At 58.0% G+C, this 24,971-nt stretch carries 25 protein-coding genes and 1 pseudogene; 14 read left to right on the top strand and 12 right to left on the bottom strand.

Features of this window, described 5'->3' with window-relative positions; genetic code table 11:
- Positions 1 to 165: 165 nt before the first annotated feature.
- From ACZ0AI_RS09040 to ACZ0AI_RS09030, 3 genes are all read left to right on the top strand, one after another.
- Complete coding sequence (locus ACZ0AI_RS09040; RefSeq protein ID WP_463565450.1) at positions 166 to 1,074, top strand: LysR substrate-binding domain-containing protein; 909 nt, start codon at positions 166 to 168, stop codon at positions 1,072 to 1,074.
- 132 nt (positions 1,075 to 1,206) lie between these two features.
- A complete protein-coding gene (gene hglS / locus ACZ0AI_RS09035) occupies positions 1,207 to 2,604 on the top strand; it encodes a 2-oxoadipate dioxygenase/decarboxylase HglS (RefSeq protein ID WP_463565449.1) in 1,398 nt (465 codons plus the stop codon).
- Between the two features lie 300 nt (positions 2,605 to 2,904).
- The gene (locus tag ACZ0AI_RS09030; RefSeq protein ID WP_463565448.1) at positions 2,905 to 3,489 is read left to right on the top strand and encodes an eCIS core domain-containing protein; all 585 of its coding nucleotides are present in this window, start codon (positions 2,905 to 2,907) and stop codon (positions 3,487 to 3,489) included.
- A gap of 7 nt (positions 3,490 to 3,496) precedes the next feature.
- On the opposite strand, the gene ACZ0AI_RS09025 is transcribed toward ACZ0AI_RS09030, so the two are convergent.
- The 4 genes from ACZ0AI_RS09025 to ACZ0AI_RS09010 form a co-directional block, all read right to left on the bottom strand.
- The gene (locus tag ACZ0AI_RS09025; protein ID WP_463565447.1) at positions 3,497 to 3,853 is read right to left on the bottom strand and encodes a DoxX-like family protein; all 357 of its coding nucleotides are present in this window, start codon (positions 3,851 to 3,853) and stop codon (positions 3,497 to 3,499) included.
- Positions 3,846 to 4,271, bottom strand: coding sequence for a thiol-disulfide oxidoreductase DCC family protein (locus ACZ0AI_RS09020; protein WP_463565446.1), 426 nt, complete (start codon positions 4,269 to 4,271; stop codon positions 3,846 to 3,848). Before ACZ0AI_RS09020 ends, ACZ0AI_RS09025 begins: the two co-directional genes overlap by 8 nt.
- Before the next feature lie 48 nt (positions 4,272 to 4,319).
- Positions 4,320 to 4,802, bottom strand: a complete 483-nt coding sequence (locus tag ACZ0AI_RS09015) for a hypothetical protein (protein WP_463565445.1) — start codon at positions 4,800 to 4,802, stop codon at positions 4,320 to 4,322.
- Between the two features lie 98 nt (positions 4,803 to 4,900).
- Complete coding sequence (locus ACZ0AI_RS09010; protein WP_463565444.1) at positions 4,901 to 5,104, bottom strand: hypothetical protein; 204 nt, start codon at positions 5,102 to 5,104, stop codon at positions 4,901 to 4,903.
- A gap of 220 nt (positions 5,105 to 5,324) precedes the next feature.
- Between ACZ0AI_RS09010 and ACZ0AI_RS09005 the strand changes: the two are divergent.
- Both ACZ0AI_RS09005 and ACZ0AI_RS09000 read left to right on the top strand, forming a co-directional pair.
- Positions 5,325 to 6,188 (top strand): annotated as a pseudogene (locus ACZ0AI_RS09005) (PAS domain-containing protein); the annotation flags it as partial.
- An 84-nt stretch (positions 6,189 to 6,272) separates the two neighbouring features.
- Positions 6,273 to 6,725 (top strand): methyl-accepting chemotaxis protein, encoded by a 453-nt coding sequence (locus ACZ0AI_RS09000; protein ID WP_463566081.1) that lies wholly within the window; start codon positions 6,273 to 6,275, stop codon positions 6,723 to 6,725.
- A 37-nt stretch (positions 6,726 to 6,762) separates the two neighbouring features.
- Here the strand turns inward: ACZ0AI_RS09000 and ACZ0AI_RS08995 are convergent, their stop codons facing one another.
- On the bottom strand, positions 6,763 to 7,821 hold the full coding sequence (locus ACZ0AI_RS08995) for a hypothetical protein (protein WP_463565443.1): 1,059 nt from the start codon (positions 7,819 to 7,821) through the stop codon (positions 6,763 to 6,765).
- A 76-nt stretch (positions 7,822 to 7,897) separates the two neighbouring features.
- Positions 7,898 to 9,901, bottom strand: coding sequence for a peptidase U32 family protein (locus ACZ0AI_RS08990; RefSeq protein WP_463565442.1), 2,004 nt, complete (start codon positions 9,899 to 9,901; stop codon positions 7,898 to 7,900).
- 154 nt (positions 9,902 to 10,055) lie between these two features.
- On the opposite strand from ACZ0AI_RS08990, the gene ACZ0AI_RS08985 reads away from it, so the two are divergent.
- The gene (locus ACZ0AI_RS08985) at positions 10,056 to 10,697 is read left to right on the top strand and encodes a UPF0149 family protein (protein WP_463565441.1); all 642 of its coding nucleotides are present in this window, start codon (positions 10,056 to 10,058) and stop codon (positions 10,695 to 10,697) included.
- 13 nt (positions 10,698 to 10,710) lie between these two features.
- On the opposite strand, the gene ACZ0AI_RS08980 is transcribed toward ACZ0AI_RS08985, so the two are convergent.
- Entirely contained in the window at positions 10,711 to 11,169 is a 459-nt protein-coding gene (locus ACZ0AI_RS08980; protein ID WP_463565440.1) for a BRO family protein, read from the bottom strand.
- Between the two features lie 114 nt (positions 11,170 to 11,283).
- Between ACZ0AI_RS08980 and ACZ0AI_RS08975 the strand changes: the two genes are divergently transcribed.
- Positions 11,284 to 11,700, top strand: a complete 417-nt coding sequence (locus ACZ0AI_RS08975; RefSeq protein ID WP_463565439.1) for a transcriptional regulator — start codon at positions 11,284 to 11,286, stop codon at positions 11,698 to 11,700.
- Positions 11,701 to 12,086: 386 nt separating this feature from the next.
- Here ACZ0AI_RS08975 and ACZ0AI_RS08970 read toward each other — a convergent pair whose 3' ends face one another.
- The 3 genes from ACZ0AI_RS08970 to ACZ0AI_RS08960 all read right to left on the bottom strand — a co-directional run bounded on the left by ACZ0AI_RS08970 (position 12,087) and on the right by ACZ0AI_RS08960 (position 14,830).
- Positions 12,087 to 12,908 carry an HDOD domain-containing protein gene (locus ACZ0AI_RS08970; protein ID WP_463565438.1) on the bottom strand — a complete coding sequence of 274 codons (822 nt, stop codon included), beginning with the start codon at positions 12,906 to 12,908 and terminating at the stop codon, positions 12,087 to 12,089.
- 150 nt (positions 12,909 to 13,058) lie between these two features.
- Positions 13,059 to 14,093: a GGDEF domain-containing protein gene (locus ACZ0AI_RS08965; protein ID WP_463565437.1), complete on the bottom strand. Its 1,035-nt coding sequence runs from the start codon at positions 14,091 to 14,093 to the stop codon at positions 13,059 to 13,061.
- Between the two features lie 119 nt (positions 14,094 to 14,212).
- A complete protein-coding gene (locus ACZ0AI_RS08960; RefSeq protein ID WP_463565436.1) occupies positions 14,213 to 14,830 on the bottom strand; it encodes a hypothetical protein in 618 nt (205 codons plus the stop codon).
- A gap of 768 nt (positions 14,831 to 15,598) precedes the next feature.
- Between ACZ0AI_RS08960 and ACZ0AI_RS08955 the strand changes: the two genes are divergently transcribed.
- The 3 genes from ACZ0AI_RS08955 (at position 15,599) to ACZ0AI_RS08945 (ending at position 19,779) form a co-directional block, all read left to right on the top strand.
- Positions 15,599 to 16,051: a (2Fe-2S)-binding protein gene (locus tag ACZ0AI_RS08955; protein ID WP_463565435.1), complete on the top strand. Its 453-nt coding sequence runs from the start codon at positions 15,599 to 15,601 to the stop codon at positions 16,049 to 16,051.
- Positions 16,052 to 16,167: 116 nt separating this feature from the next.
- Positions 16,168 to 18,426, top strand: coding sequence for a xanthine dehydrogenase family protein molybdopterin-binding subunit (locus ACZ0AI_RS08950; protein WP_463565434.1), 2,259 nt, complete (start codon positions 16,168 to 16,170; stop codon positions 18,424 to 18,426).
- A 15-nt stretch (positions 18,427 to 18,441) separates the two neighbouring features.
- Positions 18,442 to 19,779, top strand: coding sequence for a c-type cytochrome (locus ACZ0AI_RS08945; protein WP_463565433.1), 1,338 nt, complete (start codon positions 18,442 to 18,444; stop codon positions 19,777 to 19,779).
- Between the two features lie 138 nt (positions 19,780 to 19,917).
- Here the strand turns inward: ACZ0AI_RS08945 and ACZ0AI_RS08940 are convergent, their stop codons facing one another.
- Positions 19,918 to 20,328: a cyclophilin-like fold protein gene (locus ACZ0AI_RS08940; protein ID WP_463565432.1), complete on the bottom strand. Its 411-nt coding sequence runs from the start codon at positions 20,326 to 20,328 to the stop codon at positions 19,918 to 19,920.
- Positions 20,329 to 20,442: 114 nt separating this feature from the next.
- Positions 20,443 to 20,709, bottom strand: a complete 267-nt coding sequence (locus ACZ0AI_RS08935; protein ID WP_463565431.1) for a DUF2790 domain-containing protein — start codon at positions 20,707 to 20,709, stop codon at positions 20,443 to 20,445.
- A 383-nt stretch (positions 20,710 to 21,092) separates the two neighbouring features.
- On the opposite strand from ACZ0AI_RS08935, the gene ACZ0AI_RS08930 reads away from it, so the two are divergent.
- The 4 genes from ACZ0AI_RS08930 to ACZ0AI_RS08915 all read left to right on the top strand — a co-directional run bounded on the left by ACZ0AI_RS08930 (position 21,093) and on the right by ACZ0AI_RS08915 (position 24,940).
- Entirely contained in the window at positions 21,093 to 21,785 is a 693-nt protein-coding gene (locus tag ACZ0AI_RS08930; protein WP_225833470.1) for a heavy metal response regulator transcription factor, read from the top strand.
- A 10-nt stretch (positions 21,786 to 21,795) separates the two neighbouring features.
- Complete coding sequence (locus tag ACZ0AI_RS08925; RefSeq protein ID WP_463565430.1) at positions 21,796 to 23,238, top strand: heavy metal sensor histidine kinase; 1,443 nt, start codon at positions 21,796 to 21,798, stop codon at positions 23,236 to 23,238.
- Between the two features lie 172 nt (positions 23,239 to 23,410).
- Entirely contained in the window at positions 23,411 to 23,707 is a 297-nt protein-coding gene (locus ACZ0AI_RS08920) for an antibiotic biosynthesis monooxygenase family protein (RefSeq protein ID WP_463565429.1), read from the top strand.
- Between the two features lie 576 nt (positions 23,708 to 24,283).
- Positions 24,284 to 24,940: a DUF2076 domain-containing protein gene (locus tag ACZ0AI_RS08915; protein WP_463565428.1), complete on the top strand. Its 657-nt coding sequence runs from the start codon at positions 24,284 to 24,286 to the stop codon at positions 24,938 to 24,940.
- Positions 24,941 to 24,971: the final 31 nt, after the last annotated feature.

The following is a 24,971-nucleotide window of genomic DNA, read 5'->3' as shown; positions in this document are numbered from 1 at the left end:
CTGGCGTGCTGGGTGCCCGATCGTCGGCAGGCTCTGAATAGGGGCGTCGTTTACAGCGACTTCACGCAGTATCGACCCGAATGTTTTTTTCGAACAAACGACCTTTACGCACCACATCATTCCCCCAGAGAATGAACCATCGCTGCCCGAGCTCTCGGAGTTTTCATGTCCAAACGCCTGCTTCCCACCATGGCCGCCCTGCAGTGCTTCGAGTCGGCAGCCCGACACATGAGCTTTACCCGTGCCGCCGAGGAGCTGCACCTGACCCAGAGCGCGGTCAGCAAGCAGGTCGCGCAACTCGAGGAAATGCTCCAGCATCTGCTGTTCCATCGCATTCGCCGGCGCCTGCAGCTAACCCCCGCGGGCGAGCTGTATCTGGCCGAGGTCGACAAGATCCTCACTCAGGTCGATATCTCCAGCCGCTACATCCTCTCCTACGGCGGCGAGACCGAGGTGCTGCGGGTATCAACCCAGCCCACCTTCGGGGTGCGCTGGCTGATCCCCAACCTCAAGGGGTTCTCCAAGGCGCACCCGAACATTCATCTCGATATCCGCAACGAGCTGGAGCCCTTCGACCTCGTCCAGGCCAAGGCCGACGTGGCGTTCTTCTATGGCAATGGCACCTGGCCCGGCGCGGTATGCACCGAGCTGTTCGGCGAGGACGTGATCGCGGTCTGTGCGCCGTCGATCCTGCCAGCTGCGGCGTTCACCAGCGCTGGTGACCTGACTTCGCTGGTGTTGTTGCAGTGCGCGTCACGACCTGAAGCCTGGCACCAGTGGTTCGACGAACAGGGCATCGACACTGAGTACAGTTACCACGGCCCGCGTTTCGACACCTTCTATATGTGCATTCGCGCCGCCCAGGACGGTTGTGGGGTCGCCCTGGTGCCGCGCTTTCTGGTCGAGGACGAGCTGGCCGAAGGCAAACTGGTGATCCCCTGGCAGCACCTGAAGGTCAGCGAAGGCGCGCACTACATCGCCTGCGCCGAACAGTCGCTGGAGTTGCCGAAAGTGCGGGCGCTGGTCGAGTGGGTACTGGGCAAGGCCGGAGTGGAAAGCGCCGTGCGACGATGATCGTCGCGCAGCATTCCCTGGCGGAATGAAAAGCTGATGAGATGTCGGTTGCCAGGCACCGGCGGGCTACGCAGAATCCTGATCAGGCGGCAGCCGGCCGCTGGCTCTGATTCGAGGGAGAAACCACTCACCATGAACACCTCCGCGTTCGTCAGCCCGGACAGTATCCGTGCGCAGTTTTCCCGTGCCATGTCCGATCTGTACCGGAGCGAAGTGCCGCTCTACGGCACGTTGCTTGAGCTGGTGGCGCAGACCAACGCGCAGGTCATGCAGGGCCGGCCCGAGGTTGCCGAACATCTGCGCGTTACCGGCGAGATCGAGCGGCTGGACGTGGAACGCCACGGTGCCATTCGCCTCGGCACCGCCGATGAACTGTCGACCATTCGCCGGCTGTTCGCGGTGATGGGCATGCAGCCGGTGGGCTATTACGACCTGGCCCCGGCAGGGGTGCCGGTGCATTCCACGGCGTTTCGCGCCACCCATGAAGCGTCGCTGCAGGCCAGCCCGTTCCGGGTGTTCACTTCGCTGCTGCGTCTGGAGCTGATCGAGGATGCCGGATTGCGCGGCATGGCCGCCGAATTGCTGGCCAGGCGGCGCATCTTCACCCCGCGTGCCATCGAACTGATCGAGCAGTGCGAGACCGCTGGCGGCCTGCTGGCTAGCGAGGCGCACGAGTTCGTCGGCGAGGCGCTGGAGACGTTCCGCTGGCACACCCAGGCGACGGTCAGTGCCGAACAGTATCGGCAACTGCACGATCAGCATCGTCTGATCGCCGATGTGGTGGCGTTCAAGGGGCCACACATCAATCACCTGACACCGCGCACTCTGGATATCGATGCGATTCAGGCCGGCATGCCGCGCCACGGCATCACCCCAAAAGCGGTGATCGAGGGGCCGCCGCGGCGCAACTGCCCGATCCTGCTGCGCCAGACCAGCTTCAAGGCGCTGCAGGAGGCGGTGGCCTTCGTCGGCCAGGATGGCCCGCAAGGCAGCCACACCGCCCGTTTCGGCGAGATCGAACAGCGCGGTGCGGCGCTGACGCCGAAAGGTCGCGAACTCTACGACCGCCTGCTCGACAGTGCCCGCGAGGCCCTGGGTGAAACGCCGAGCGAAGCCAATGCCGGGCGCTACGACGCGCTGATGGCCGAACACTTCCAGGCCTTCCCCGACGATCATGAGGCCATGCGCCGCGATGGCTTGGCCTACTTCCGCTACTTCGCCACGCCCGCAGGTATCGCCGCGGCGTTGCAAGAGGAGCGCCCGCAGCAACTTGATGCCCTGATCGAGGCTGGCCATGTGCGCTTCGAACCGCTGGTTTACGAAGACTTTCTGCCCGTCAGCGCGGCGGGGATCTTCCAGTCCAACCTGGGCGCGGGCGCTCAGGCTGATTACGCCATCGACTCGAATCAGGTGGATTTTCAGGTAGCCCTGGGCGCTACCGTGCAGGACGAACTGAGTTTGTACGCCGACACCCAGCGTCGCTCGCTACAGGCTTGCGCCAAGGCTTTGGGTCTCGACTCACTGAGCTGACACCTAAGAACCTGTTCACGATCTTTCGGGGCATGCGTACGGGCAACTACAAGGCAAGAGCGGTCGTTCGCGTAGCTCGTGGGAGGGGCTTTAGCCGCGAGCTCTTTACGCCTAGATAGGCACAATCGCGGCTAAAGCCCCTCCCACAAAAGAAAAGCAGCAGCGCCTGATGACCGCTTTCGCCACGTCGCAATCAAAATAGATAAAGCCCTGCATGGAGATCGTGAACAGGCTCTAAGAGGCTGGACATTCTGCGCCGCTGACGCCAAGGTCGCCTCTTTGCGTAATCGAGAGCGATCCATGTTCAAACGCAGTCTGGCGTTCGTCCTTCTGGCTGTCTTCCAGGTAACCCCCGTGTTGGCCTGCGCGCCCGGCGAAACCCAGGTGTGCCTGGGCGGCTGCATCTGCGTACCTGACCCGAACGGCGTACTCGGGCCGATGCAGGAGCGTGCCGGAACGATCTCGGCCAATGCGCTGGAAGGCTGGATTTTGCGCTCGCGTGAGTCGGCCACGCGGGAAGGTACCTTGCCGATTCCCGCTGAAGTCCGGCGCCAGTTGCTGCCGTTCTATGCCGCCGAATTGCTCGACGCCGTGCGCTACAAGGTAGGCGACTTCGATGAGCTGAGCGCCGCGCGCAACGTGATGCAGAATCCCGATATCAAGGCGGTGACCCTGGTCGACATCATCGTGTTTCGCAATGCCCAGATGGCTGAGCTGGATGTGGCGCTGTGGGCCCACGAGTTGCTGCACGTGCAGCAGTACCGGGAGTGGGGCACTGCCGGCTTCGCGGCGCGTTACAGTCGTGACTTTAACGCGGTGGAGGCGCCGGCCTATCGACGTCAGGCAGAGATTGCGCGCATTCTGCGTGAACAGGGGCGTAACTGAGGTTAGATCACGTGCGCGATCCATCGCGCAGTGCGATCACGCAAAGCACCATGGCTGCCAAGTTCAACGTCAGCGGATTGAACGCCTGGGTCAGCAACGCTGGCGCAACGATAGCCACATCCACCAGCAGGCCCAGCAACGCCGCCAGCGCCGCGTAGAGCGGCCAGCGCTGGCGACGCAGCAGTACGATTATCAGCCCCAGCAACAGTTCGGCAATGCCCGTCAAGGGAAGCAGGCTGTGAGGCATACCATGGGCGTCGAGCAACTGCAGTTCGGTGGCATCCCTGAACAGCAGTTTGGGCACCAGGCCGTGGTAGATAAAGATCACGCCCAGCGTCAGGCGCGCCAGCAGGGCGTCAGTCATGCAGGAAGCGCTCGCGGTCTTCGGGACGGGGTAACTGGCAGTGCGCATGGCGGCCGAACAGGCGATAACGGTTGCGGGCGATGGGATCGTACGCCCAGTCGCGCACGCCCCGCGGTATGACGCGCAGTACCCCGAGCCACCGCCAGGGCACCGGCAATTGTCTAAGGATCGCCAGAATCGCATCGCTGCGCTTCAGCGCCCGATCACCCTCGACATAGAGCAGCGTGTCGAAATGATCCAGCGGCATGCCGAACCAGGCGAGGATCGCCTGGCCTTGGATGGATTGCACGCTGCACAGCTTGAGTTTGCCAGCGCGGTCATGGCGGATCAGAAAGCGGCTCCAACCATTGCACAGCTTGCAGACACCATCGAACAGCACGACTCGATCACCGGCCTGCAAATAGGGTGGGTAAGTCATGCGTATCCTCCATGTCGACGATGTGCCCAGAGTAGCGCAGCGGCAGGCTCAGTAATGGATATCTTCGCGGGCGTGGGAGCACTGCCTGACCAGCGCGTAGATGGACACGCTGAGCAGCAGGAAAATCGCTGCGATACAGGAGGTGAACACCAGGAAGTTCATGCGGCTGTGCTCGTAACGCTCGCGTGGGAGTTGAACGTCTGGGAACAAGCGCGATTGCATGATCTCTATGGTCTGGCCAACCACGTAGGTAGATGCGCCTGGTTGGCGCTGTAGTTCGAATACGTCTACAAAGCGTGTTCCGTCTGCCTTGCTGAAGCTGTACTCGTACTGTCGAACATTATCGTCGTACGGCGGTATCTTTATAGCGGTGACCACACCTTCCATTGTTGCCGGCCACACCTTGATCATCGCAACCGTAGCGCCGCTCTGCGCCAGAAAGGCGATAAGAGCGAAGGCGGGAATCATCCAGATGGCGAGGGAGGACAGGGTGAACAGGAAGTCGCGCTGTTCTTCTCTGGGGTAGTACATGTTCGTCAGTCCTTGATCGCGTAGTGCTGTCGATCCAATTAGCAGGCTGCTCGAAAGCAGGGGCGCGAGCAATTGATCGCAGGCCCTCATTTATAGCCTCAGATCAGCTTCTGGCGTTGCGCTTCTTCCAGGCTGCTGCGGGTCAGTTGGACAAGGATGTTATCCGCTGACTCGTTGAACGGTACGGCGAAGATCAGCAGAGAGAAAATTGTGCGGCCATACAAGGGGTTGGCCCGCGATGGCGCCATCTTATGATGTGGGCAGCCATGAAGCCAGAACCAGCGGCCGAGTTTGTGAGGCATGCCTGATGTCGTGCTGCGCAGAAGGGAGGCTCACGGTGTCGCCTGTCTCGGTTTTGCCGGGGGTAGACATTGCTAGTTGCGTAGTCTTTCCCGTTGCACTTTTACCAACGCTTGATGTCAATGTGCTTCCACGCTGACCGGCTCACGAGGGCTGCGCTTTTTTACCCCTGAAAATTGTTCCTACTGTGCACCTGCCTTCTATGCTTGATGGCAGGTCGGCATGCCGTCGTGCTGTTCCCACGGTTCGCTCAATAAAACGCCTAAATGGCCGATGACCTTCAACAAGATTGCTTCTGGAGCAAAGAGCATGTTCGGTAGTCGATTTAAAAAAGAATTACAGGTCAAGGATGCCGAACTGTCATTGCTCCGGCAGCTATATCAGGGTATCCAGACCGAGATGATCATGCTGACGGTCGATCCCGAGTATCGAATCATCGATTGCAATGCCAACTTCACCCGCTTCGTCGGTTACAGCGTCGAGCAGCTGAGCAACCGGCCGATGAGCGATATCGTGCCGCCATACGTGAAGACCTTGCCGTGCTTCAAGAACCTGCGCGAGTCGGTTCGAACCGGTGGTTCGGTGCGTGACCGCTATCGCTTCCTGCGCGCAGATGGCGCGCTGGTATGGATTCAGGCCTGCTGGCAACCGGTGGTGGACGAGAGCGGCGTAGTGCGGCGCATCCAGTGCTTTGGTACGGAAATTACCGAGACCATGAACCGTGCGCGGGAGAACGAAGACTTCATCAACGCGTTGCTGCGCTCCACCGCAGTGATCGAGTTCGACCTCAGTGGCAACGTGCTGACCGCCAACGATCAGTTTCTGCAGGCCATGGGTTATGGTCTGGAGCGCATCAAGGGCAAGCACCACAGCCTGTTTTGCGATCCTCAGGAAACCCATACTCCCCAGTACAAGCAGTTCTGGGAGCGACTCAACCGTGGCGACTTCGTCGCCGGCCGCTTCAAGCGCATCGACAGTCATGGTCGAGTGGTTTGGTTGGAGGCGACCTACAACCCGGTACACGACACCCAGGACAAACTCTACAAAGTGGTGAAGTTCGCCACTCTGGTCACCGATCAGGTCAACCGCGAGGAAGAGGTCAACGAGGCCGCAGGCATTGCCTACGGAATTTCTCAGCAGACCGATACCAGTGCCCAGCGCGGCGCCCAGGTGGTGACTGATACCGTGCAGACCATGCAGCGTATTTCCGAAGAGATGACCTCGGCATCTCAGGGCATCGAGGCACTCGGCAAGCAGTCGATCCTGATCAGTACTATGGTGCAAACCATCGGCAGCATCGCCCAGCAAACCAACCTGCTGGCGCTCAATGCGGCCATCGAGGCAGCGCGTGCGGGGGAACAGGGTCGCGGCTTCGCCGTGGTTGCCGATGAAGTCCGCCAACTGGCCAGCCGCACCAGCAGCGCTACCGAAGAAATCGTTGGCGTGGTGCAGGAAAACCAGAAGCTAGTGGACGCCGCGGTACGCGATATGGCCAGCAGCCGCACTCAGGCCGAAGCCGGGCTCGAACTGGCCAACCAGGCCGGGGGCGTAATGGCCGAAATCCGCCAGGGCGCCAAGCAGGTGCTGGCTGCGGTGGAGCGTTTTGCCAGTCAGTTGAAGTGAGTGGTAGGCAGGAGGTGGTTTGTCTATCTCCTGCCAGTCACCTCGGTGCTTGGATAACTGTCTTGATATAGCGCGCCGGTACCTGGATCAGCCGGTCGCTCTCTGCCGTGGTCTTGAACGACAGCGTGTCGCCCATCAGCCAGACCACATGCACGTTCTCCAGTGAGCAGCGCTCGTCGAGCGCCAGAGCCTGCCTGGTTTCTGCATCGCAGTACGCATCTTCGAAGATGATTCGTTCGGCCTGGTAGTTGCCCAGGCCGATGCTGCGGACGGTCTTGTCCGGCAGCGCGGTTAACAGACCGCTGTAGAAGGCGATCAGCAGTGCGAAGAACGTGGCGAAGTGCAGGGTGAAACTCCAGCCGGCCACGAAGCTGATGGCACAGAATCCAGCGAGGGCACTTATCAATAGCGGGGTGCCGTAGACGACGCAGGCCCGCAGCAGGTCGCTCTCAATTCGGTCAATACCGGTGGCTGCGTCGCGAATGATCAGAAAACTGAAGAGCGCGACGATCACGGCCGGAATATAAGCGGACCACATGTAGCGCAGAAAACTATAGCTGCGCAGTTCTAGTAGCTTTTGCACCGCCAACCCTGAGGCCAGAGTCATCAGCGCTGGAATCAGAAAGATTGCCGGCTGGAATAACGACGTGTGGTTGATTGTCACGTACATCACGCTGAGCGCGCTGGCGGCGAATGGCGCTATGTAGACCAGGCCGATCAGAATGCCCACGAACCGGTAGCTCTGCCTGTCGCTGGACAGGCGGAAATAACGCAAGTCCTCCTTGATGGCCGGTGAGTTGGTGAATCCGTAATGCAGCCAGGCACCCGGCACCATTAGCAGCAGCACGTAGGTACCGATGAGTACGAAGCCAAGGATGGCAGCGGCCAGTAACAGTGAGGAAAACTGAAACAGATCGAAGGTCGGGTAGAACCCGTGCCTATTGAAATAGAACAGAAAGATGGCGAAGCCGAATAATGGCGGGCAGAACTTGGCGACCGGCGAGGAGTATTGGCTGAAAAAGCGCTGCGAACGCTCGATCACCTGATCGATCAGTTCGTCGCTGTCCATCGAAGGTTTATCCAGCCAGCGGGTCATGCGGCAACATCCTTGTCGATAGTCGAGGCGGGCTCATCGGTGTGCCCGCCTGCGTAGATTCCTTGCTAGATCGCTCTCAGTGCGGCGCGCGCTGCCGTGCGGTTTTCATCAGGTCTTCAGGGGTGATATGGCCGACCACCTGAGCCGCGGCGCTGCCGGCAAGCGGCAGGCCGAGGATGTGGCCCTTCATCTTGCCGATCACATGCATTTCACAGGGCTTGCAGTCGAACTTTAGGGTTAGCACTTCATCGCCGTGTACCAGTTGCATCGGCGCGACCTTGGTCTTCACGCCGGTGACACCCTTGGCCTGTTTTGGGCACAGGTTGAAGGAGAAGCGCAGGCAGTGTTTGGTGATCATTACCGGCACTTCGCCCAGTTCTTCGTGGGCCTCGTAGGCCGCGTCGATCAACTGCACGCCGTGGCGATGGTAGAACTCGCGTGCTTTGTGGTTGTAGACGTTGGCCAGGAACGACAGGTGCGACTCCGGGTACACCGGGGGCGGCGTGCTTTCGGCCTTGCGCCCGCCACGTGGGTGGGCGGCGATGCGTGCTTCGGTGAGTGCTTCGATGGCCTCGCGGCGCAGGTTCTTGAGCTGCGAGTTCGGAACGAAGAACGCCTGGGGTGCATCCAGTTCTACGCCTTGGGCGTGGTAGATGGTAGTGCCCAGTTGGGTGAGCAGATCACGTAGCCCGTCGAGGGCCTGCTCCGGTTTGTTGGCGGCACCGAATGGGCCGTCCAGGCTGGCGGTGGCGCTTAGGCCTTCTTCGCTGGTAACGGTCAGGGTCAGGCGTTCTTCGCGCAAAATGACTTGCCACTGGATGCCGATGCGGCGCTCGGCAGAGGTCTTCTGTAGCGCCTGCTGCCAGTTGTGATCGAGGTTGCGGCTCAGCGGATGGTTGGGGCGCAGGCGGAACATGCCGGCCGGCATCTCGTTGGGCTCGACGCGGTAGCGCCAGCGCTTCTCACCGTCTTCCTCGAACTCTTCTTTCAACTCGGCGATGTTGGTGCGAAAACCCACCACTTCGCGTTTGACCAGTACGTTAAGGCCATCACCGTTTGACAGCGGCTCATGGGTGACGGCGATCAGGTCGCGCTTGTTCACTTTCTCGACGTGGCCAACGGAGAGCCCGGTAAAGGTCGGCGAATCGAAGGCGCCGATATCGACCTTGCGGTCGGTGACGAAGTAGTCGGTGCTGCCACGGTGAAAGGTCTTGTCCGGGTTGGGCAGGAAGAAATGTGCGGTGCGGCCGCTGGAGGCACGAGCGAGATCCGGGCGCTCTTCGAGGATGTCATCGAGACGCTGGCGGTAGTAGGCGGTGATGTTCTTCACGTAGCCCACGTCCTTGTAGCGGCCTTCGATCTTGAACGAGCGTACACCGGCCTCGACCAGGGCGCGCAGGTTGGCGCTCTGGTTGTTGTCCTTCATCGACAGCAGGTGTTTCTCGAAGGCGACCACGCGGCCCTGATCGTCCTTCAGGGTGTAGGGCAGGCGGCAGGCCTGGGAGCAGTCGCCACGGTTGGCGCTGCGGCCGTTCTGGGCGTGGGAAATGTTGCACTGGCCGGAGAAGGCCACGCACAGCGCGCCATGGATGAAGAATTCGATGGCGGCATCGGTTTCATCGGCGATGGCGCGGATTTCCTGCAGGTTCAGCTCACGGGCCAGTACCAGCTGCGAGAAGCCGGCCTGGTCGAGGAATTTGGCCCGGCCCAGGGTGCGGATGTCCGTCTGCGTGCTGGCATGCAGCTCGATCGGCGGGATGTCCAGATCCAGTACGCCCAGATCCTGCACGATCAGCGCATCCACGCCCGCGTCGTAGAGTTGGTGGATCAGCTTGCGCGCTGGCTCCAGTTCATCGTCATGCAGGATGGTGTTGATGGTGGTGAACACCCGGGCGTGATAGCGGCGGGCGAACTCCACGAGCCCGGCGATATCGCTGACGTCGTTGCAGGCATTGTGCCGCGCGCCGAAGCTCGGGCCGCCGATGTAGATGGCGTCGGCGCCATGCAGGATGGCCTCGCGGGCGATGCTGACATCACGGGCAGGGCTGAGCAGTTCCAGGTGGTTCTTGGGCAAGGACATGTTTTTTCTTTATATGAGCTGAGCACGGTCAAGCGCGCATTGTACCGGGCTGTCGCGGCGAGGGCACGGGTGATATGCCGGACGGCTGACAAGGCTTTTTGACAACCGCCATCTGTGGGACAGTAGCGACCTTTTTTGCAGGGGAGCGTTTTCGATGGATAACAAGGGGCTCGAAAAGCTCGATCAATTGCTGCTCAAGTACGGCAACGATGATTCCATTCTGTCTGCCAGCGAGTTGGATGGTTTTTTTGCCGGCATCGTCTCGGGGCCACGGCAGATCGACCCGGGCACCTGGTATCCGGCCATCTGGGCCGACAAGTTGCCGCGCTGGCCGAGCGACAAGGAGGCGGAAACCTTCCGTAAGCTGGCCATCGAGTTGATGAGCGAAGCGGCTTACATGCTCGGTGAAGAGCCGGACGATTATGAGGCGATCTTCCTGGCCGACGACAATGGCAAGGGCGAGAAGCTGATCGTTTCCGAGTGGTGCTCGGGTTACCTGCGCGGTGCGAATACGGCGGGCTGGCTCGATGATGGCTTGCCCGAGGCGCTGGAAGTCTCATTGGCGGTGATCATTCTGCATGGCGCCGAGAGCGGTTCGGAAGCGCTCAATGCCATGTCCGATGACGAGTACGATGCTTCCGTCGCCACGCTCGAACCAGCTGCTGTGGCGATTTACGCGTACTGGCAGGAGCATCTTGAGCCGTTGCTGCCGGTGCGCCGTGACGAAACCAAGGTTGGCCGTAACGACCCATGCACCTGCGGCAGCGGTAAAAAGTACAAGCAGTGCTGCATGTAACAAATCTGCGCCGCTACAGCTGTTCGTGTTGCGACACCGGCAGAGCGTTACCTGAGTGTGTGCCGAACAGTTGCATCACGTCCTCGACGGACAACCACCAGTTGCCCTGCCATTTGAGCGCTTGCAGTCGCTGATCGGCGTTGCTCAACTGGTGGTGCTGGGGCATCTCAGAGTGGATGAGCAGTGCCGGTAATAACTCATCACACAGCCAGCCTTGCAAGCGCGCAGCACGATGAGCGCTGCAGTGCCGGCTCAGTTGCAAAAGGTTTTGCAGGTCGATCCTTGCTAGAGGCGAGTGCTCATTGCCGAAGAGGATGCCATCCGGCCTGCAGTGATACAGCAGGGCCGCGTGAATATCGGGGAACTCCAGCGCCTGGCAGATGGCCTCGGCCGTGAACCAAATACGGCCATCGTTACTGGCGTGGACGATGACCTGCCGGCCATCGAAACGAAACTTCAACGGCGTGCTCATGGCGCTCTCCCTGTGCATGATTGGCCTTGCTGTAATTGCAATGAAACCATGAATTTCATGTAAGATTCAACCGCATGTTCAATCAAGCATGGAAGCGGAATTAACGTCCGCCCCATGAATGAAAAAACCGAATTTGCCCAGCGCCTGCGCGACGCCATGCTCGCTGCTGGTTACCCTGATCGTCCCGCTGTACTGGAACGAGAGTTCAACTCCCGTTATTGGGGCCGTTCGGTGACCTTCCAGGCAGTGTCTCGCTGGCTCAGGGGCCAGGCCATTCCGTCGCAGGACAAGTTGCAGGTACTGGCCGAGTGGTTACGCATCGAACCGCAGGCGCTGCGCTTTGGCGAACGTGCCGCTTTAGCGGTGCGGGAACAGCGTGGGCGTTGGGAAGACCCACTGTTTTATCCCGAGCGAGAAGCGATCGAAGCCTTCCTTGCGCTGTCGCCCCAGCAGCGCAAGGTGGTGCGCGACGTCATTATGGCTTTCGCCCAGGCCGATGAGGCTACTGCCAAGAAACCGGGTCGCGACTGAATCAGGTGGTACCTTGTGGTCGCTTCAAGTTGGCGATTTTGTTCTGGCCAGAGTTGAAAACGGCTGCTGTTCTCCCTCAATACTTCGCGGGTTCTGGCCAGGCTTTCGCTCTCGCGCTGAGATGAAGGTCGATACATCCTGACGCTGTGCACCCACTGCAGCGCCAGGAAGCCCAAGTAGTGAGCCCACTTTCTATACGTCTGGCATCTGCCAACGGATGGTTGATGCTTATCCGGCATCTGCATGTTTTGTGGCAAGTGCATCAACGATGATTGATGCCGACCTTGCTGAATGACTGCAGCCGTAGGCGCCGGACTGCCGGCGATTGGTGGTTTCAGTGGCAACCCTGCCGGATGGCCACCATCGCGTCGCCCGCAAGCGTGCGGCTACGCGAGTAACTCGCCAAACGCCTTGTCAGCCTCCAGTACCGCCGGCAGTGCTTCGAACAGTTTGGCTAGATCCACTTCCTCGAACAGCGGGCCTTCCAGATCCTGGCGGGCTTCGTCGGTCAGGCCGTGTGCCTCGAGGCTTTCCTCAACATGAATGGATTGCGCCACCAGGCGCGCATATTGACCGCCGTCCGGCGCTTGGCCGGGTTTGCCCTGATAGGCGATGGCATTCTGGATGAGTGCCGGCAACTGCCAGCGCCTTGCCAGCTCGGCACCGACTTCCGGGTAGCCAAAGCCAAGTTGCAGGGTTTCCTCAGCAGCCTGGGCGGCGGCTTCGCGGTGCGGGTGACGGTTCAGGCGGCGGGCAAAATCCGGTGCGCCGCTCTGGATTAGCAGTTCACCGATGTTGTGCATCATGCCGCAGGTGAAGGCCGCGTCAGCGTCCAGCTTGAGCTGCTTGGCCAGGGCGCGCGCGATGCTGGCAACGCGAAAGCTGCGAATCCAGAAGCTTTTCAGGTCGAAGCCGGTGTCGACCTTGAAGGCACCAGTCATGGCCGAGGCCAGAACCAGCGTGCGCAGGGTGTTGAAGCCAAGGCGCATGGCAGCATCTTCCACGCTGCTGGCCTCTCGCGAGCCGCGAAAGCGTGCGGAGTTGGCCAAGCGCAGTACCTTGGCGGCGATCACCGGGTCACGCTCGATGTTGCGTGCCACGCTTTCCAGGCTGGTAGCGGGGTTGTCGAATTGCTGGATCAGATCCTGGGCGACCTTGGGAACGCTGGGCAGGGTGTGTATTTCGGCGAACAGGCTGGCGATATCCATATGATGCTCCTGGGCAGATTCCGGGGGACGATATGGAGTTTCAGCATAGCCGTGCTGCAGCTACCTGCCAGGCCTGGCGCGGGCTTTTTCGAGGTGGCGTGGTGTTTGGCAGAACGAAAAACGCATGTATTTTCAATGCCAAGGCGGTTATCAGGTGGCAGCTGCCGCCTCATCGCTGACGACCTGATTACGTCCCGCGCGTTTCGCGGCGTAGGTGCGCCGATCCGCTGCGCTCATCAGCTCGTCCAGGCGTTCGCCATCCTGCCCGAGGTTGGCGACCCCGGCGCTGAGTGTCATCTGCAGCGGCGTGCCCTTGAGCTCCACGGGCATACCGGCCAGGCGCTCGCGCAGGCTTTCGGCAATCGTGGCGGCCTGTATGGCATTGGCATTGGGCAATAACACCGCAAACTCCTCGCCACCCAGGCGACAGAGCAGGTCGGTGGCGCGCAGGCGCTGCGATAGCACGGTGGCGAAATGGCGCAGTGCCTGATCGCCCGCTTCATGGCCGAAGCGGTCGTTGATCTGCTTGAAGTGATCGATATCCAGATACACCAAGGCCAGCGGGGTATTGTTGCGGCGTGCGTGGTGGCGCTCGCGATGGAACACCTCGGCGAGTTTCGAACGGTTGGCCAGGCCGGTGAGGTTATCGGTGCTGATCAGCTCGATCAGGCGCCTTTCGGTGAGAACCCTGCTTCGTTCATAGGTGTGGGAGAAGATGGTGATAGCCAGACTCGCTAGGCCGATGTCGAGCATAAAACCCAGGTTGTCCATCGGGTCTTTTTCGGCGTAATGCAGGGTATACAGGTACAGCCCCAGGCTGACGAACACTAGTGAGCCGATCAGCCCCAGGCGCAGGCCGAGCAGCAGGTAGAGGATGATGGGGATGGTCTGGATCCAGGCAAAGATACCCACCGATGTATGTGGGTTGGCCAAGGTGAGCATCATCACTGTCAGGAAGGGAATCAGGTAGATGATGGTCAATGCTCGCAAGTGACGGGTACGCTCGACGACCATCAGCATGTACAGCGACAGCAGCGTATAGACCGCTTCAAGGCTTACCAGCAGCCAGAGCCCGCGGGTTGCGTTGAATATCGAGAAAAGTACCCCGAAGCACATCGTTACCCACAGCAGGGCCTTGAGCATCATGCGTCGGGTCTGATCACTGTGGTCGAGCGGTTGGGGCATCAATACGGCCTGCTGGCATTTATGACGAATAAGCGTAGCGGCACGCCGCGAGGATTGCAGCTTTGATCGGCTGGCGTGGCGAAGCTGCGGTAATTTTGCAGGATGATGTCATTATGCCGCTACGGGTATTTCGCCAATTGCTTGCGCAATACGGGGCGCATATCCAATGAGGCGGTACAGCCGTGCTGGAAAGCTGCCTCCAGCCATTTCAGGTTGCGCTCGATAACCTCGCGGCTTTCCGGTGCCTGGCTATTGCCAAGGATGTATTCGGCCTCTGCGCGGAACTGCCCATGGCTCAGCGCATTGACCTGAGCCGGGGCAATGGCGAAGCACTGGCTGGCTCTTATCGGCAGTGGGTAATAGGCCATGGCAGGATCGTCGTGCTGCAGTGATTGCTCGACAGCATCGAGCACGGCCAGGTGTTCAGGGCTGGTGAATTCGAAGCGTTTGTAAGCGGTGTCGCACTCCTGAACATTCAGCACGGCCGCGGCCACAAAACCTTTTCTGGCCAAGGCATCCAGAGAAGCACAGCCTTGGCGCCGGTTCTCCAGTGCCACGACGGGATCCTTGCTCTGCTTCTTCAGGCGTATTTGCACTTGAAATAGCTTCGCAGCCGGGTGCCCGAGCTGCGCAGCGCGATCGATATTGGTCGTGAAGTCATCAAGGTGGCGGTCGAGTCGCTCGGCGTTACCGCTCTGTTCGTTGGTCAATTGTTGCAGCTGGTTCAACGCCTCCATCCCCTGTCCATAAAAAGCCTCGGCTCTGTTGCTTGCCGCCACTGCGGTGAGGCTGAACAGGCAGATGCATAGCGTGAGGAGGCAAGCGAATGAAGAGTTGTGCATGTGAGCCCGATGATGTGAAAACTTGAAGTTAAGGCGTACGACAGCGGTTCTAGGTAAGGATTCGGCGCCCACCCGACAACGTTACCAATCGAGCAGCCAATGCAGAGCGAAGCGCGATCTTCGATCTATGGCAAGAACAAATACTTGCGTACCGCACAGGTGGCTTTCATACCGGGTTCCACCACAACGTTGCATGGATATCGACTAGAACAATCAATTCAAGCCTTCACGGCGCCGCCGCATATCCCAAAAGATGTAGAACGACGAGAGAGCGGAGGCTTTCAATATGTCGAACTGTCTATGTGGCAGCGACATAAACGAATTTGTTGCAGATAGCAATTTTTATCATCGTTAATGAGCGTCTTTGCAAGATGGCCAAGTAGCCAGCCGCTACTAAGATGTTGATGAAAGCCATACTTTTCCTGAGTAAAGAAGCGCTAGATAGGATCAGGCAAGAAACTCAGTGAAATGAGCTATCTGGCATCACATGCCTGTTGATATAAAAACGTATTTTTAGCGCTTTCCTGTCACGGCACCTGGCGATTCTGTAAGGAAAATACAGCTATTAGTCGTTTCAATAATGAAGGTGCGTCCGAATTGAGCCCGTCGCCGAGCTCCACGGATACATAGAATAAATATATATAGCCGACCGAGATTAGAACCATGGAACTTAACGTCAACGGCAACAAGTATGAGGTCGAGGCGGAGCCTGGAACTCCGCTGCTGTGGCTTATCCGCGATGATATTGGCCTTACAGGAACGAAGTACGGCTGTGGGCTGGCCCAGTGTGGAGCTTGCGCCGTCATGGTCGACGGGTTCTTGGTACGTTCCTGTGTAACGCCTGTTGAGGGTGTGGCCGGCAGGGAAATCCGCACCATCGAAGCCGTAGAAGATGACGAACTCGGCAAGCGAGTCGTTGCCGCCTGGGTCAAACATCAGGTGGCCCAGTGCGGATATTGCCAGTCCGGCCAGGTCATGGCTGCGACTGCTTTGCTCAAACGCACGCCCAATCCGACGGAAGCAGAAATCGTATCGGCGATGACCAACCTCTGTCGTTGCGGAACCTACAACGCGATCAAGTCGGCGATCAGTGAGCTGTCCTCAGGGCAAGTTTAGGTTCTCTTACGTTTACGACTTTTGGGGTTAAGCAGTACGAGCTACTGAATCTCGCCCCGAGCCCCCTATGAAGCCGCAGCAATCGCGCTTCCACTGATACGACGGAAGGACAGGCCATGGTTATGCTGGATAACTCCACCGGTCAAGACGGCACTTTTGCGTCTGTAGAACCGGTCAATATTTCTCGGCGCAGGTTTCTCCTGGCCTCTGCTGGTATTACAGCGGGCGCATTGGTGATCAGCTTCGGCATTCCGATTGAAGAAGCGCGGGCAGCACAGAGCATCAAGGCACTTGCTCCCGGCACACGCGTACCGGCGTTCCTGGAAATTCGGGCGGACAACACCATTCATTTGAAAAGCCCGTTCGCTGAAGGTGGCCAGGGCATCTTCACCGGCCTGGCGCAAATTGTCGGTGAAGAACTGGATGCGAGCCCCGAGAGCTTCTTTGTAGAGATGGCACCGCCTGGTGGCGACTACATGGTGATGGACAATGGTGGGCGGTTCACCGGCGGCAGCATGTCGGTTCGCTCGAGTTACACGACCATGCGAAAGCTCGGCGCTTCGGCCCGCTTAATGTTGCTTCAAGCGGCATCTGAGTTGTGGGGCGTACCGATCACGCAACTCACCACCGAGCCAGGTCGAGTCATTCACCTCGCTTCAGGGAAGTCGGCGAGCTATGGCGAACTCGCGCAAACAGCGCTGGATCGTCCCATCCCTGATCCCGAGCAGGTTCAGCTCAAAGACCCAGGAAGCTTTCGCTGGATCGGTAAGCCGGTCAAGCGACTGGACGTGTACGAGAAGTCGACCGGTAAGGCTATCTACACGATTGATTGCAGTGTGGACGACATGCTTCATGCTGCCGTCCAGCACGCGCCTCGGCTCGGTCTGGAGGTGGGCAGCTTACGCAACGAAGCGCAGGTCAAGGGCATGCCGGGTGTCCACTCCGTGCATGTACTGCCCGGTGCCGTGGCGGTGGTAGCGCCGCGCTGGTGGAACGCCAAGCGTGCGGCAGAATCGCTTCAGGTCGAATGGAAGGAGCCGCAAGACAAGTCGGCGATGCGTTACATGCCAGCAGACTTTTCTACGCAGGCTTACCGGGAGCAGCTCACCAGCGATCGTGACAAGGGCGATGTGGCGGAGGAGGAGGGGGAACTGACGAAAGCGTTCGACGGTGCACGCAAGACTGTCGAGGCAAGCTACCACACCCAATACCTCCACCATGCTCAGATGGAACCTCCTTCAGCGCTCGCGCGTTTCGATCGCGACGGAAGTCTGGAAGTCTGGTTGCCCAACCAGGCTCCCGATCTTTTTCTGGCCGAGATTCTCAAGCAGACCGGCCTCGATGCTTCGCGCGTCAAAGTCCACTCACCGTTGTTGGGCGGCTTTTTTGGCCGGCATTTCATATACCCCAACGCATCGCCCTATCCGCAGGCAATCACCCTGGCTAAAGCGGTTGGTCGCCCGGTCAAAGTCATCTGGAGCCGCGAGGAAGAGTTCCTGCGCGATCCATTGCGACCTATGGCCGTCGTGCACATGCGGGGCGGGGTTGATGAACAGGGTATGCCGGTTGCGCTCGAGGCGGTCACTGTCACCGAGGGGCCGACTGAAGGTATCGCCAACAAACGTGGTGAAAAGATCGACCCCACGGCAGTCGAGGGGCTGACGGAAAAAAGTTATCGGATACCCAATCGCCGGATCGCCCAGCGCTACGTGAAAACGCCGGCGTCGCTCGCTTACTGGCGGTCGGTAGGTAACTCCATCAACGACTTCGTTTACGAGGCCTTTCTGGATGAGCTAGCCGATGCCGGCAACCAAGATCCTTACGACCTGCGGATGAAACTGCTGCAGGGCAACGAGCGGTTGACCAACTTGCTGATTGCCGTCGCTGATCATTCTGGTGGTTGGAAGCGTGGCCCGTTCACTGCCGAGGATGGCTCTCGCCGTGCGCGTGGTGTCGCAATGGCGTCGCCGTTTGGCTCGGAGGTGGCAGTCATCGCCGAAGTCTCGATTCTCAATGGTCAGGTCAAAGTGCACGATATCTGGCAGGCAATCGACCCTGGCAGCATCGTCAACCCGGCAATAATCGATGCCCAGGTCAATTCGGCGGTCGCCCTTGGTTTGTCCCAGGCATTGATCGAAGAGGCGGAGTACAAGAATGGCCAGCCTGTAGCTCGCAACTACGACCTCTACCGCGTCTTGCCGATGGCGATGATGGCGAATGTGCACGTCCGGATAGTCGAAAGCGGCGCCAAGATGGGGGGCATCGGTGAGCCGCCTTTGCCCGCTGTCGCACCCGCTGTGGCGAATGCTGTTTCCAGACTCACCGGGCAGCGGATTCGCAGCATGCCTTTTTCGCATTACAGCTTCGACGCCTGAGAAAGGAATGCACCGTTGAAAAAGACAATTACATCCCTCCTGGTGGGCGGCATCGTGGCTGCAGCGGGTTTGGCCTGGTTCGTCACTCGCACGCCTTACTCACCGTTGGCGAATCAAAGCGCGGCCGCAGCGACTCCCGAGCTGATTCAACGCGGTGAGTATGTTGCCAGGCTGGGCGATTGCGTTGCCTGCCACAGCACTCCGGATGGTGCTCCGTTTTCAGGGGGCTATGAAATGGCAACCCCGTTGGGCTCCATCTTCACCACCAACATCACACCCGATCCAGAGACTGGAATCGGCAATTACAGTCTGGCCGAGTTCGACCGCGCGATACGCGCTGGTGTGGCGGCAGACGGGCACCGCCTCTACCCGGCGATGCCTTACCCGTCATACGCCAAGTTCAGTGACGATGACATTCGCGCCCTCTATGCATTCTTCACCCAAGGGGTTGAGCCTGTTCGTATGGAGAATCGGGAAAGTAAGATTCCCTGGCCGCTCAACATGCGATGGCCCATCGCGATGTGGAACGCTGTTTTCGCGCCAGAAGGAGCCTATGAGGACAAGCCCGGGCAGGATGAGTTGTGGAATCGCGGCGCCTACATCGTTCAAGGGCCAGGCCATTGCGGTAGCTGCCATACGCCTCGCGGAATAGCGATGAACGAGAGGGGGTTGGACGAAACCAATCCACTGTATCTGAGCGGCGCGTTGCTGGATGGCTGGTACGCGCCGAGTTTGCGGCAGGATCCTAATACGGGCCTGGGGCGTTGGAGCGAAGAAGAGATCGTCCAGTACCTGCAGGTCGGGCGAAACGTGCACAGCGTCGTCACCGGCACCATGACGGAGGCATTTAATAACTCGACTCAATACATGACGGATAAGGATCTGGCTGCCATCGCTCGCTATCTTGGATCACTCCCCGGTGACCCCGAGAGAGACGGCCCCGCCTGGGATCCTTTACTGGCGCAGCCGCTCCAGGCAGCGGACATGGCAAAACCCGGCTCGAGCACCTATGTGGCCAAGTGCAGCTCCTGTCACGGTATCGATGGGCGAGGCCAGGGGCAGTGGATGCCGCCCCTGGCGGGGGCTTCCTCTTCGATGTCAGAACATAACGCCACCTCTATCAATGTGACTCTGAACGGTTCGGATCGGGTTGTCGCACAAGGCGTGCCTGATGCGTACCGCATGCCGCCGTTCCGCAATCAGTTGAGCGATACCGAGATGGCAGAAGTGCTGACTTTCATTCGTACCGCCTGGGGCAACCAGGGCGGCGCAGTGACTGCGGCTGAGGTCGGCGAACTGCGAGAGCGAACCAGCCCCGCAAGCAGCAACCCGATCATTCTGCAGATGCGCTGATGGTTACTCGAGTGTGGCTCGCGCGCAGTAGCGGCGTGTGTTGAGCCGGGCTTGGCGGGTTGTCGAGTCAATGATCGAGCTGTGAACCGCGCCTTGTATTGGGTGACAAGGCGCGGTTGCTTACTGTTTCAAGAAAGCCTATTCAGCCTGTTCAACCCTGACGGTAATGGGGCCCGGACGATCCAGAAAGGAGATATCCCCTTCTATATCCCCAAGAATCACGATGCCAGGTGAGGGGACGCGGCCCTTACTGTAATAGATGACGAAGTGATCAGGTCCCCAGAGCCCGATCGTGCCTGTCGAGAAGTCTCTCTGGCGATTTACTTCCGGTAGCGGTGACGGTAAGTCGCCAGTCTTTTCCTGACGAAGGTGATCGCGCATCTCTATCGTTACCGGCAACATCGCTACCAATGCCTGTGTCGCATCATTATCGACCAGACGTGCCGTTGCATTACCCCATTCTGACGATATCAATATCCGCTCTTGCGCAACTGTGTGGCCCGCCAGAATGAACGTGAGGCTGCCAGCGAATAGAAGGGCTCGTTTCATTACTCTGTCCTGGTGTGGTCTGTTGTGATAACTGCTTATTCGGCAGGATTAAATATACGTGAGTCGTGATAATTCTTCGACGCTTGCAAACTATCGAATAGTCGTACCTTTTCCTCAGTTATCCGGGCAGCGTGGGCCCGAATTGAGCTGAGTAAAGCTCAAGAAATGCCGATCTCCTTGGCTGTCTTCATATTGCATGGTCACGGGCACTAGGCCGCAAGCTTCTTTGGGTTCAGAAATCGAGATCACTCTCGCTACATCTAAATCCATGCCGTAGCGGTATTGAGCCGTAGCTGTATTGCCAAGGGCGGGTGAGGCGTTTGCAGCCATTACGAATGAGGATGTCAGTAGAGCGGTAGCAAGGATTGCGATGATTTTCATATTGCACCTGTTTGGTTGTGATTTTGGGAGTCGCTAATGTGAAAGGGTTGTTGCATAGTGATTGGTTATTGCCGAACTTTTCGATTGGGTGACGTTGATCGATGTTAGTCTCCTCGTCTCTGTTACGTGTTTTTAGTGCGAGCGGTGTCGCACTTATTAATGCCATCCAGGAAGTGTTAATTAGGATTGCCCATGAGTTTGATCTGCGTTCTGGTTAGATTATGATTGCGCGACTGTCATTCAGATGACCGGTGGATAACATTTTCGTCAGAATGGCCTAGAGTGTTTTCTGACAGAAATGTCAGTTGGATGTCAGCTGCCTGTTGGAAACGTTCTGTATGATGAATGACTATAAAGTTGGCTTTAGCTATCAGGTGGAATATATGAGGTTATTGCTTGTGGAGGATGAAGAAAAAACTTCTTCCTACATAAATCGAGCGTTTAGTGAACTGGGGTTCACCGTTGACGTTGCCTCCACGGGAACCGTAGGGCTCCACCTTGCATTGGAATATGACTACGATGCAGTTGTTCTGGATGTAATGCTTCCTGGTATGGATGGTTATAGCGTCCTCGAAAACCTGCGTATGACTAAACAGACGCCTGTCTTGATGCTGTCTGCACGAGGGTCTGTCGACGAGCGTGTAAAAGGCCTGAGGCATGGTGCAGATGACTATCTTCCAAAGCCATTTTCTCTCATAGAGCTAGTCGCACGTATCCAGGCACTGTTGCGCCGACGCCCGAGCGATGGGGCCGACATCGCGCAGCTGCAGATCCACGATCTTCATCTGGATTTATTGTCGAGGAAAGTTTCGCGAGCTGGAGAGCGTCTGGAACTGACAGCCAAGGAGTTTTCCTTGTTGAGTCTTTTGGCCAGGCACCAAGGGCAGATTCTGTCGAAAATGATGATTGCAGAACAGATCTGGGATATGAATTTCGATAGCGACGCCAATGTTGTCGAAGTCGCAATAAAACGACTCAGAAGCAAGATTGATGCTCCGTATGAAATGAAGTTGCTCCATACCGTTCGGGGTATGGGTTATGTTCTTGAGGTACGCCCCGAGCGCCAGTCGGCATAGAGTGAGTTCAATGATAAAAAAATCAGTGTCCGGCCGCCTGGCTTTGATGTTTGCAGTTGCGTCCGTGCTAATTGCATCGGTGTTTGGTTTTTCTTTGCGAGTGGCGCTGCATCAGTCGCTGGAGAGCCAAATGCATAACGAACTGTTATTCCGGGAGTCGCTCATGGAGCCATGGATAAGCGCTCGTACCAATTTTGATGACTGGCAAGCTGTTGTCACCAAAGTGACGGACTTGTCCGCTGCCGAGGGCGGGCGAGTTCGTTACTGGGTATTGAGTGAGGATTCGCTGTATCGAATAGGCGGGCAGCCGCCTGCGGATGTGGATTTTTCATCTTTGCCAAGTGGCTTTAATCAAGTGCCAGGCTCAAGTGAAGATGCGTGTGCTCTTTACCTGTTGATCTCGGATATTTCAGTTAATGGTGAACGACCCGCGCTCAGGTTTGTTGTTGCAATAGACTCTACGCCATATATGGGCACGTTGAGTGAGTTTACTCGCGCCCTGTTGTTCATCAGCGTGTTTAGCGTGCTTCTTGTTGCCTTGTTAGGTTATTTTATTTCCAAAGTTGGAATGCGCCCCATCAATAGCTTGAGTGATCAAGCGCAGCGTCTGGCTCCCGGGAAGTATGGGCAGCGTCTGGATGCGGCAGTCCTCCCAGAAGAGTTGAAGGAGTTGGCCGTTTCCTTCAATGGGGTGCTTGAACGACAGGAAGTGGCGTGGATGCAACTGGAGAGCTTTAACGCTGATGTCGCTCACGAGTTGAAAACACCACTGACTAACCTGATAGGGGAAACCCAGTTGGCACTCTCTCGTGAGCGAGATACCCATGAATTGGTGGAGCTGCTGGAGTCGAATCTGGAAGAGTTGGAAAGGATGACCTCCATCGTCAATGACATGCTTTTTCTATCTCACGCTCAGTCCGGGGTGCGTGCGACCCAACTAAAAGAAGTATCTTTGCGTGAAGAAACGTTTAAAACCGTTGAGTATGTCGAGCCTCTTTTTCAGCAAAAGAACAATGTTGTTACAGTCGAGGGCGATGGGGTGGCATGCATCGATCGACAGCTCTTCCATCGCTCATTGGCGAATTTACTGGATAACAGTTCCAGGCACGCCATTGCAGGCACTACGGTAACGGTTTCCATCACTACGCGAGGCAACATGGCTGTGGTGTCTGTTGCGAATTATGGTGAGCCCATTGCGGAAGAGCATTTGAAGCGCCTGTTCGAGCGTTTTTACAGGGTCGACGGTGCGCGAGCCGGAAGTGACACTCATCATGGGCTTGGTCTTTCAATAGTCAAGGCTGTGGCGACCATGCATAAAGGCGATGTGTTCGCTAAGAGCTTGAATGGAGTGAATACGTTTGGCCTTACCTTGGCAATCGGCAGTATTGTTTCAGGGCATCTAGATGCTTCTGAGTCGAAAAATGATGTTGAATTCGATGGTGATCGTGTGTGACGGGCTGAGTCCAACTCCAGTTGCCGCTGGCTTGTCGTCGAGGCAGTAGTTTCGAATCTACGTTGATGAAAATTCTTGAGTTGTTCTAGTTTTCCCGCCTTCAAGTCTGTTGGGCAGGGGGCACGCTTGATACTTTAATTTTCTTTGCAGTGTTTATGCTAAGGGAGACATTATGGCCATTGAAGCTGTAACGACTATGAAGATCAAAGCAGTTGAAGCGAATGCGGCAAGAATTGACACGCTGTTGGCTGTGGGCGTTGAACACCTGTCCAGTTTTTCTGGTTGCTTGAATTGCTCGTATACGCGTAGAACTTCAGGATGTCCTGAGTGGATACTCAGTACCTATTGGGCGGATAGTCAGTCTTTGAATGAAAGTATGAGTTCACTTGAGCTTAATAATCTCCTCAAGGATATTTGTGAATGCGCTTTGGGTGTCGATTTTCACTGTTTCATGGCCGACGACGAGTGAGCTGATAGCTTGTATTGATGCCTTCCTCTATTGATCTCAGCGGTAGCTATCCTGGTTTTCCATAGCCGCTCCACGTTCAAGTTCAGAGTGCAGCCTTCCATCACCGCGCATCTCATGCGTTTTCCAACACCATTTACCTCGTGGGCCTTGATGCCCAGCCACACGGCGGTATTTCTGCCCATTTTTCAGAGCTGCCTATTCGGTAAGGGTGGAAATCGTTCTGCGCGGCCCATTCTTCAGCAAAGGATTACCCATTCCTTTTCCCGTTATGGATGCGCCCTTGATGCGTTCCATTTACAGGCGTCTACAACACGAGGGTAAGCGGCTTGTTGGCCATTGGATTGGCTCTTGCTGATGGTTAAAAGGTTGCCCGCGATAGAGCTACGCATGACCGACAACTGTCTGAGCTCGGCATGCCTGCGAACCGTCCGCGCTATCGGCGGTGCATCTTTACTGCGGCCAGCCCGGAACTTGTAATTTTCCCTTTCAGTCCTATCTCTCATTCAGCGGCGCCAGGCGTCGCATCAGCACGTCGTACAAGGATGTCTCACCTTTCATCGCTCAACCGAGGCGCCCATGAATTCCGAAGAGCAAACCCTGATCGATGGCCTGTTCTCCCGCTTGCAGGAGGCCGAGCACCAGGGGGGACTACGCGATACCGAGGCCGAAGCGCAGGTCAAGGGGCACCTGGCCCGCCAGCCAGCCGCGCCGTATTACATGGCCCAGGCGATTTTGATTCAGGAGGCGGCGATCAAACGCCTGGATCAGCGCGTGCGTGAACTGGAAGCCCAGGCCGCCGAGCAGCAACGACAGCGCTCAGGTAATGGCGGCTTTCTCGCCGGCCTGTTCGGCGGCGGCCAGCCCAATAGTGCCGCACAGCCTGCGCAGCGCCCGGCGGGCTGGGGTGAAACCCGCTTCTCGCAAAACACTGCGGCTGCGCCGGCTGCCAGTGCGCCTGCTGGTGCAGCGGCTGCTCAGGGCGGCGGCTTCATGCGCGGCGCCTTGCAGACGGCGGCCGGCGTGGCGGGCGGGGTGATGGTCGCGGATCTGCTGACCAGCATGTTCCAACACGATCAGCCTCAGGAAATCGTCGAAGTCATCCGTGAAGACCTGCCCGCCCAGGACAGCTTCGCCAGCAGCTTGGACGATGCGCCCTACGCCGGCACCGACGACATCGACACCGATGCCTTCGATAGCTCGGATTTCTTCGATGACGGCGATACGTTCAGCTAGGTAATCCAGACAGCCCTGGCGCAATAGGCGT

Source organism: Pseudomonas sp. AC355 (assembly GCF_979258205.1).
Note: the sequence above shows the minus strand (reverse complement) of the source record. Positions and strands in the feature narration are given on the sequence as shown.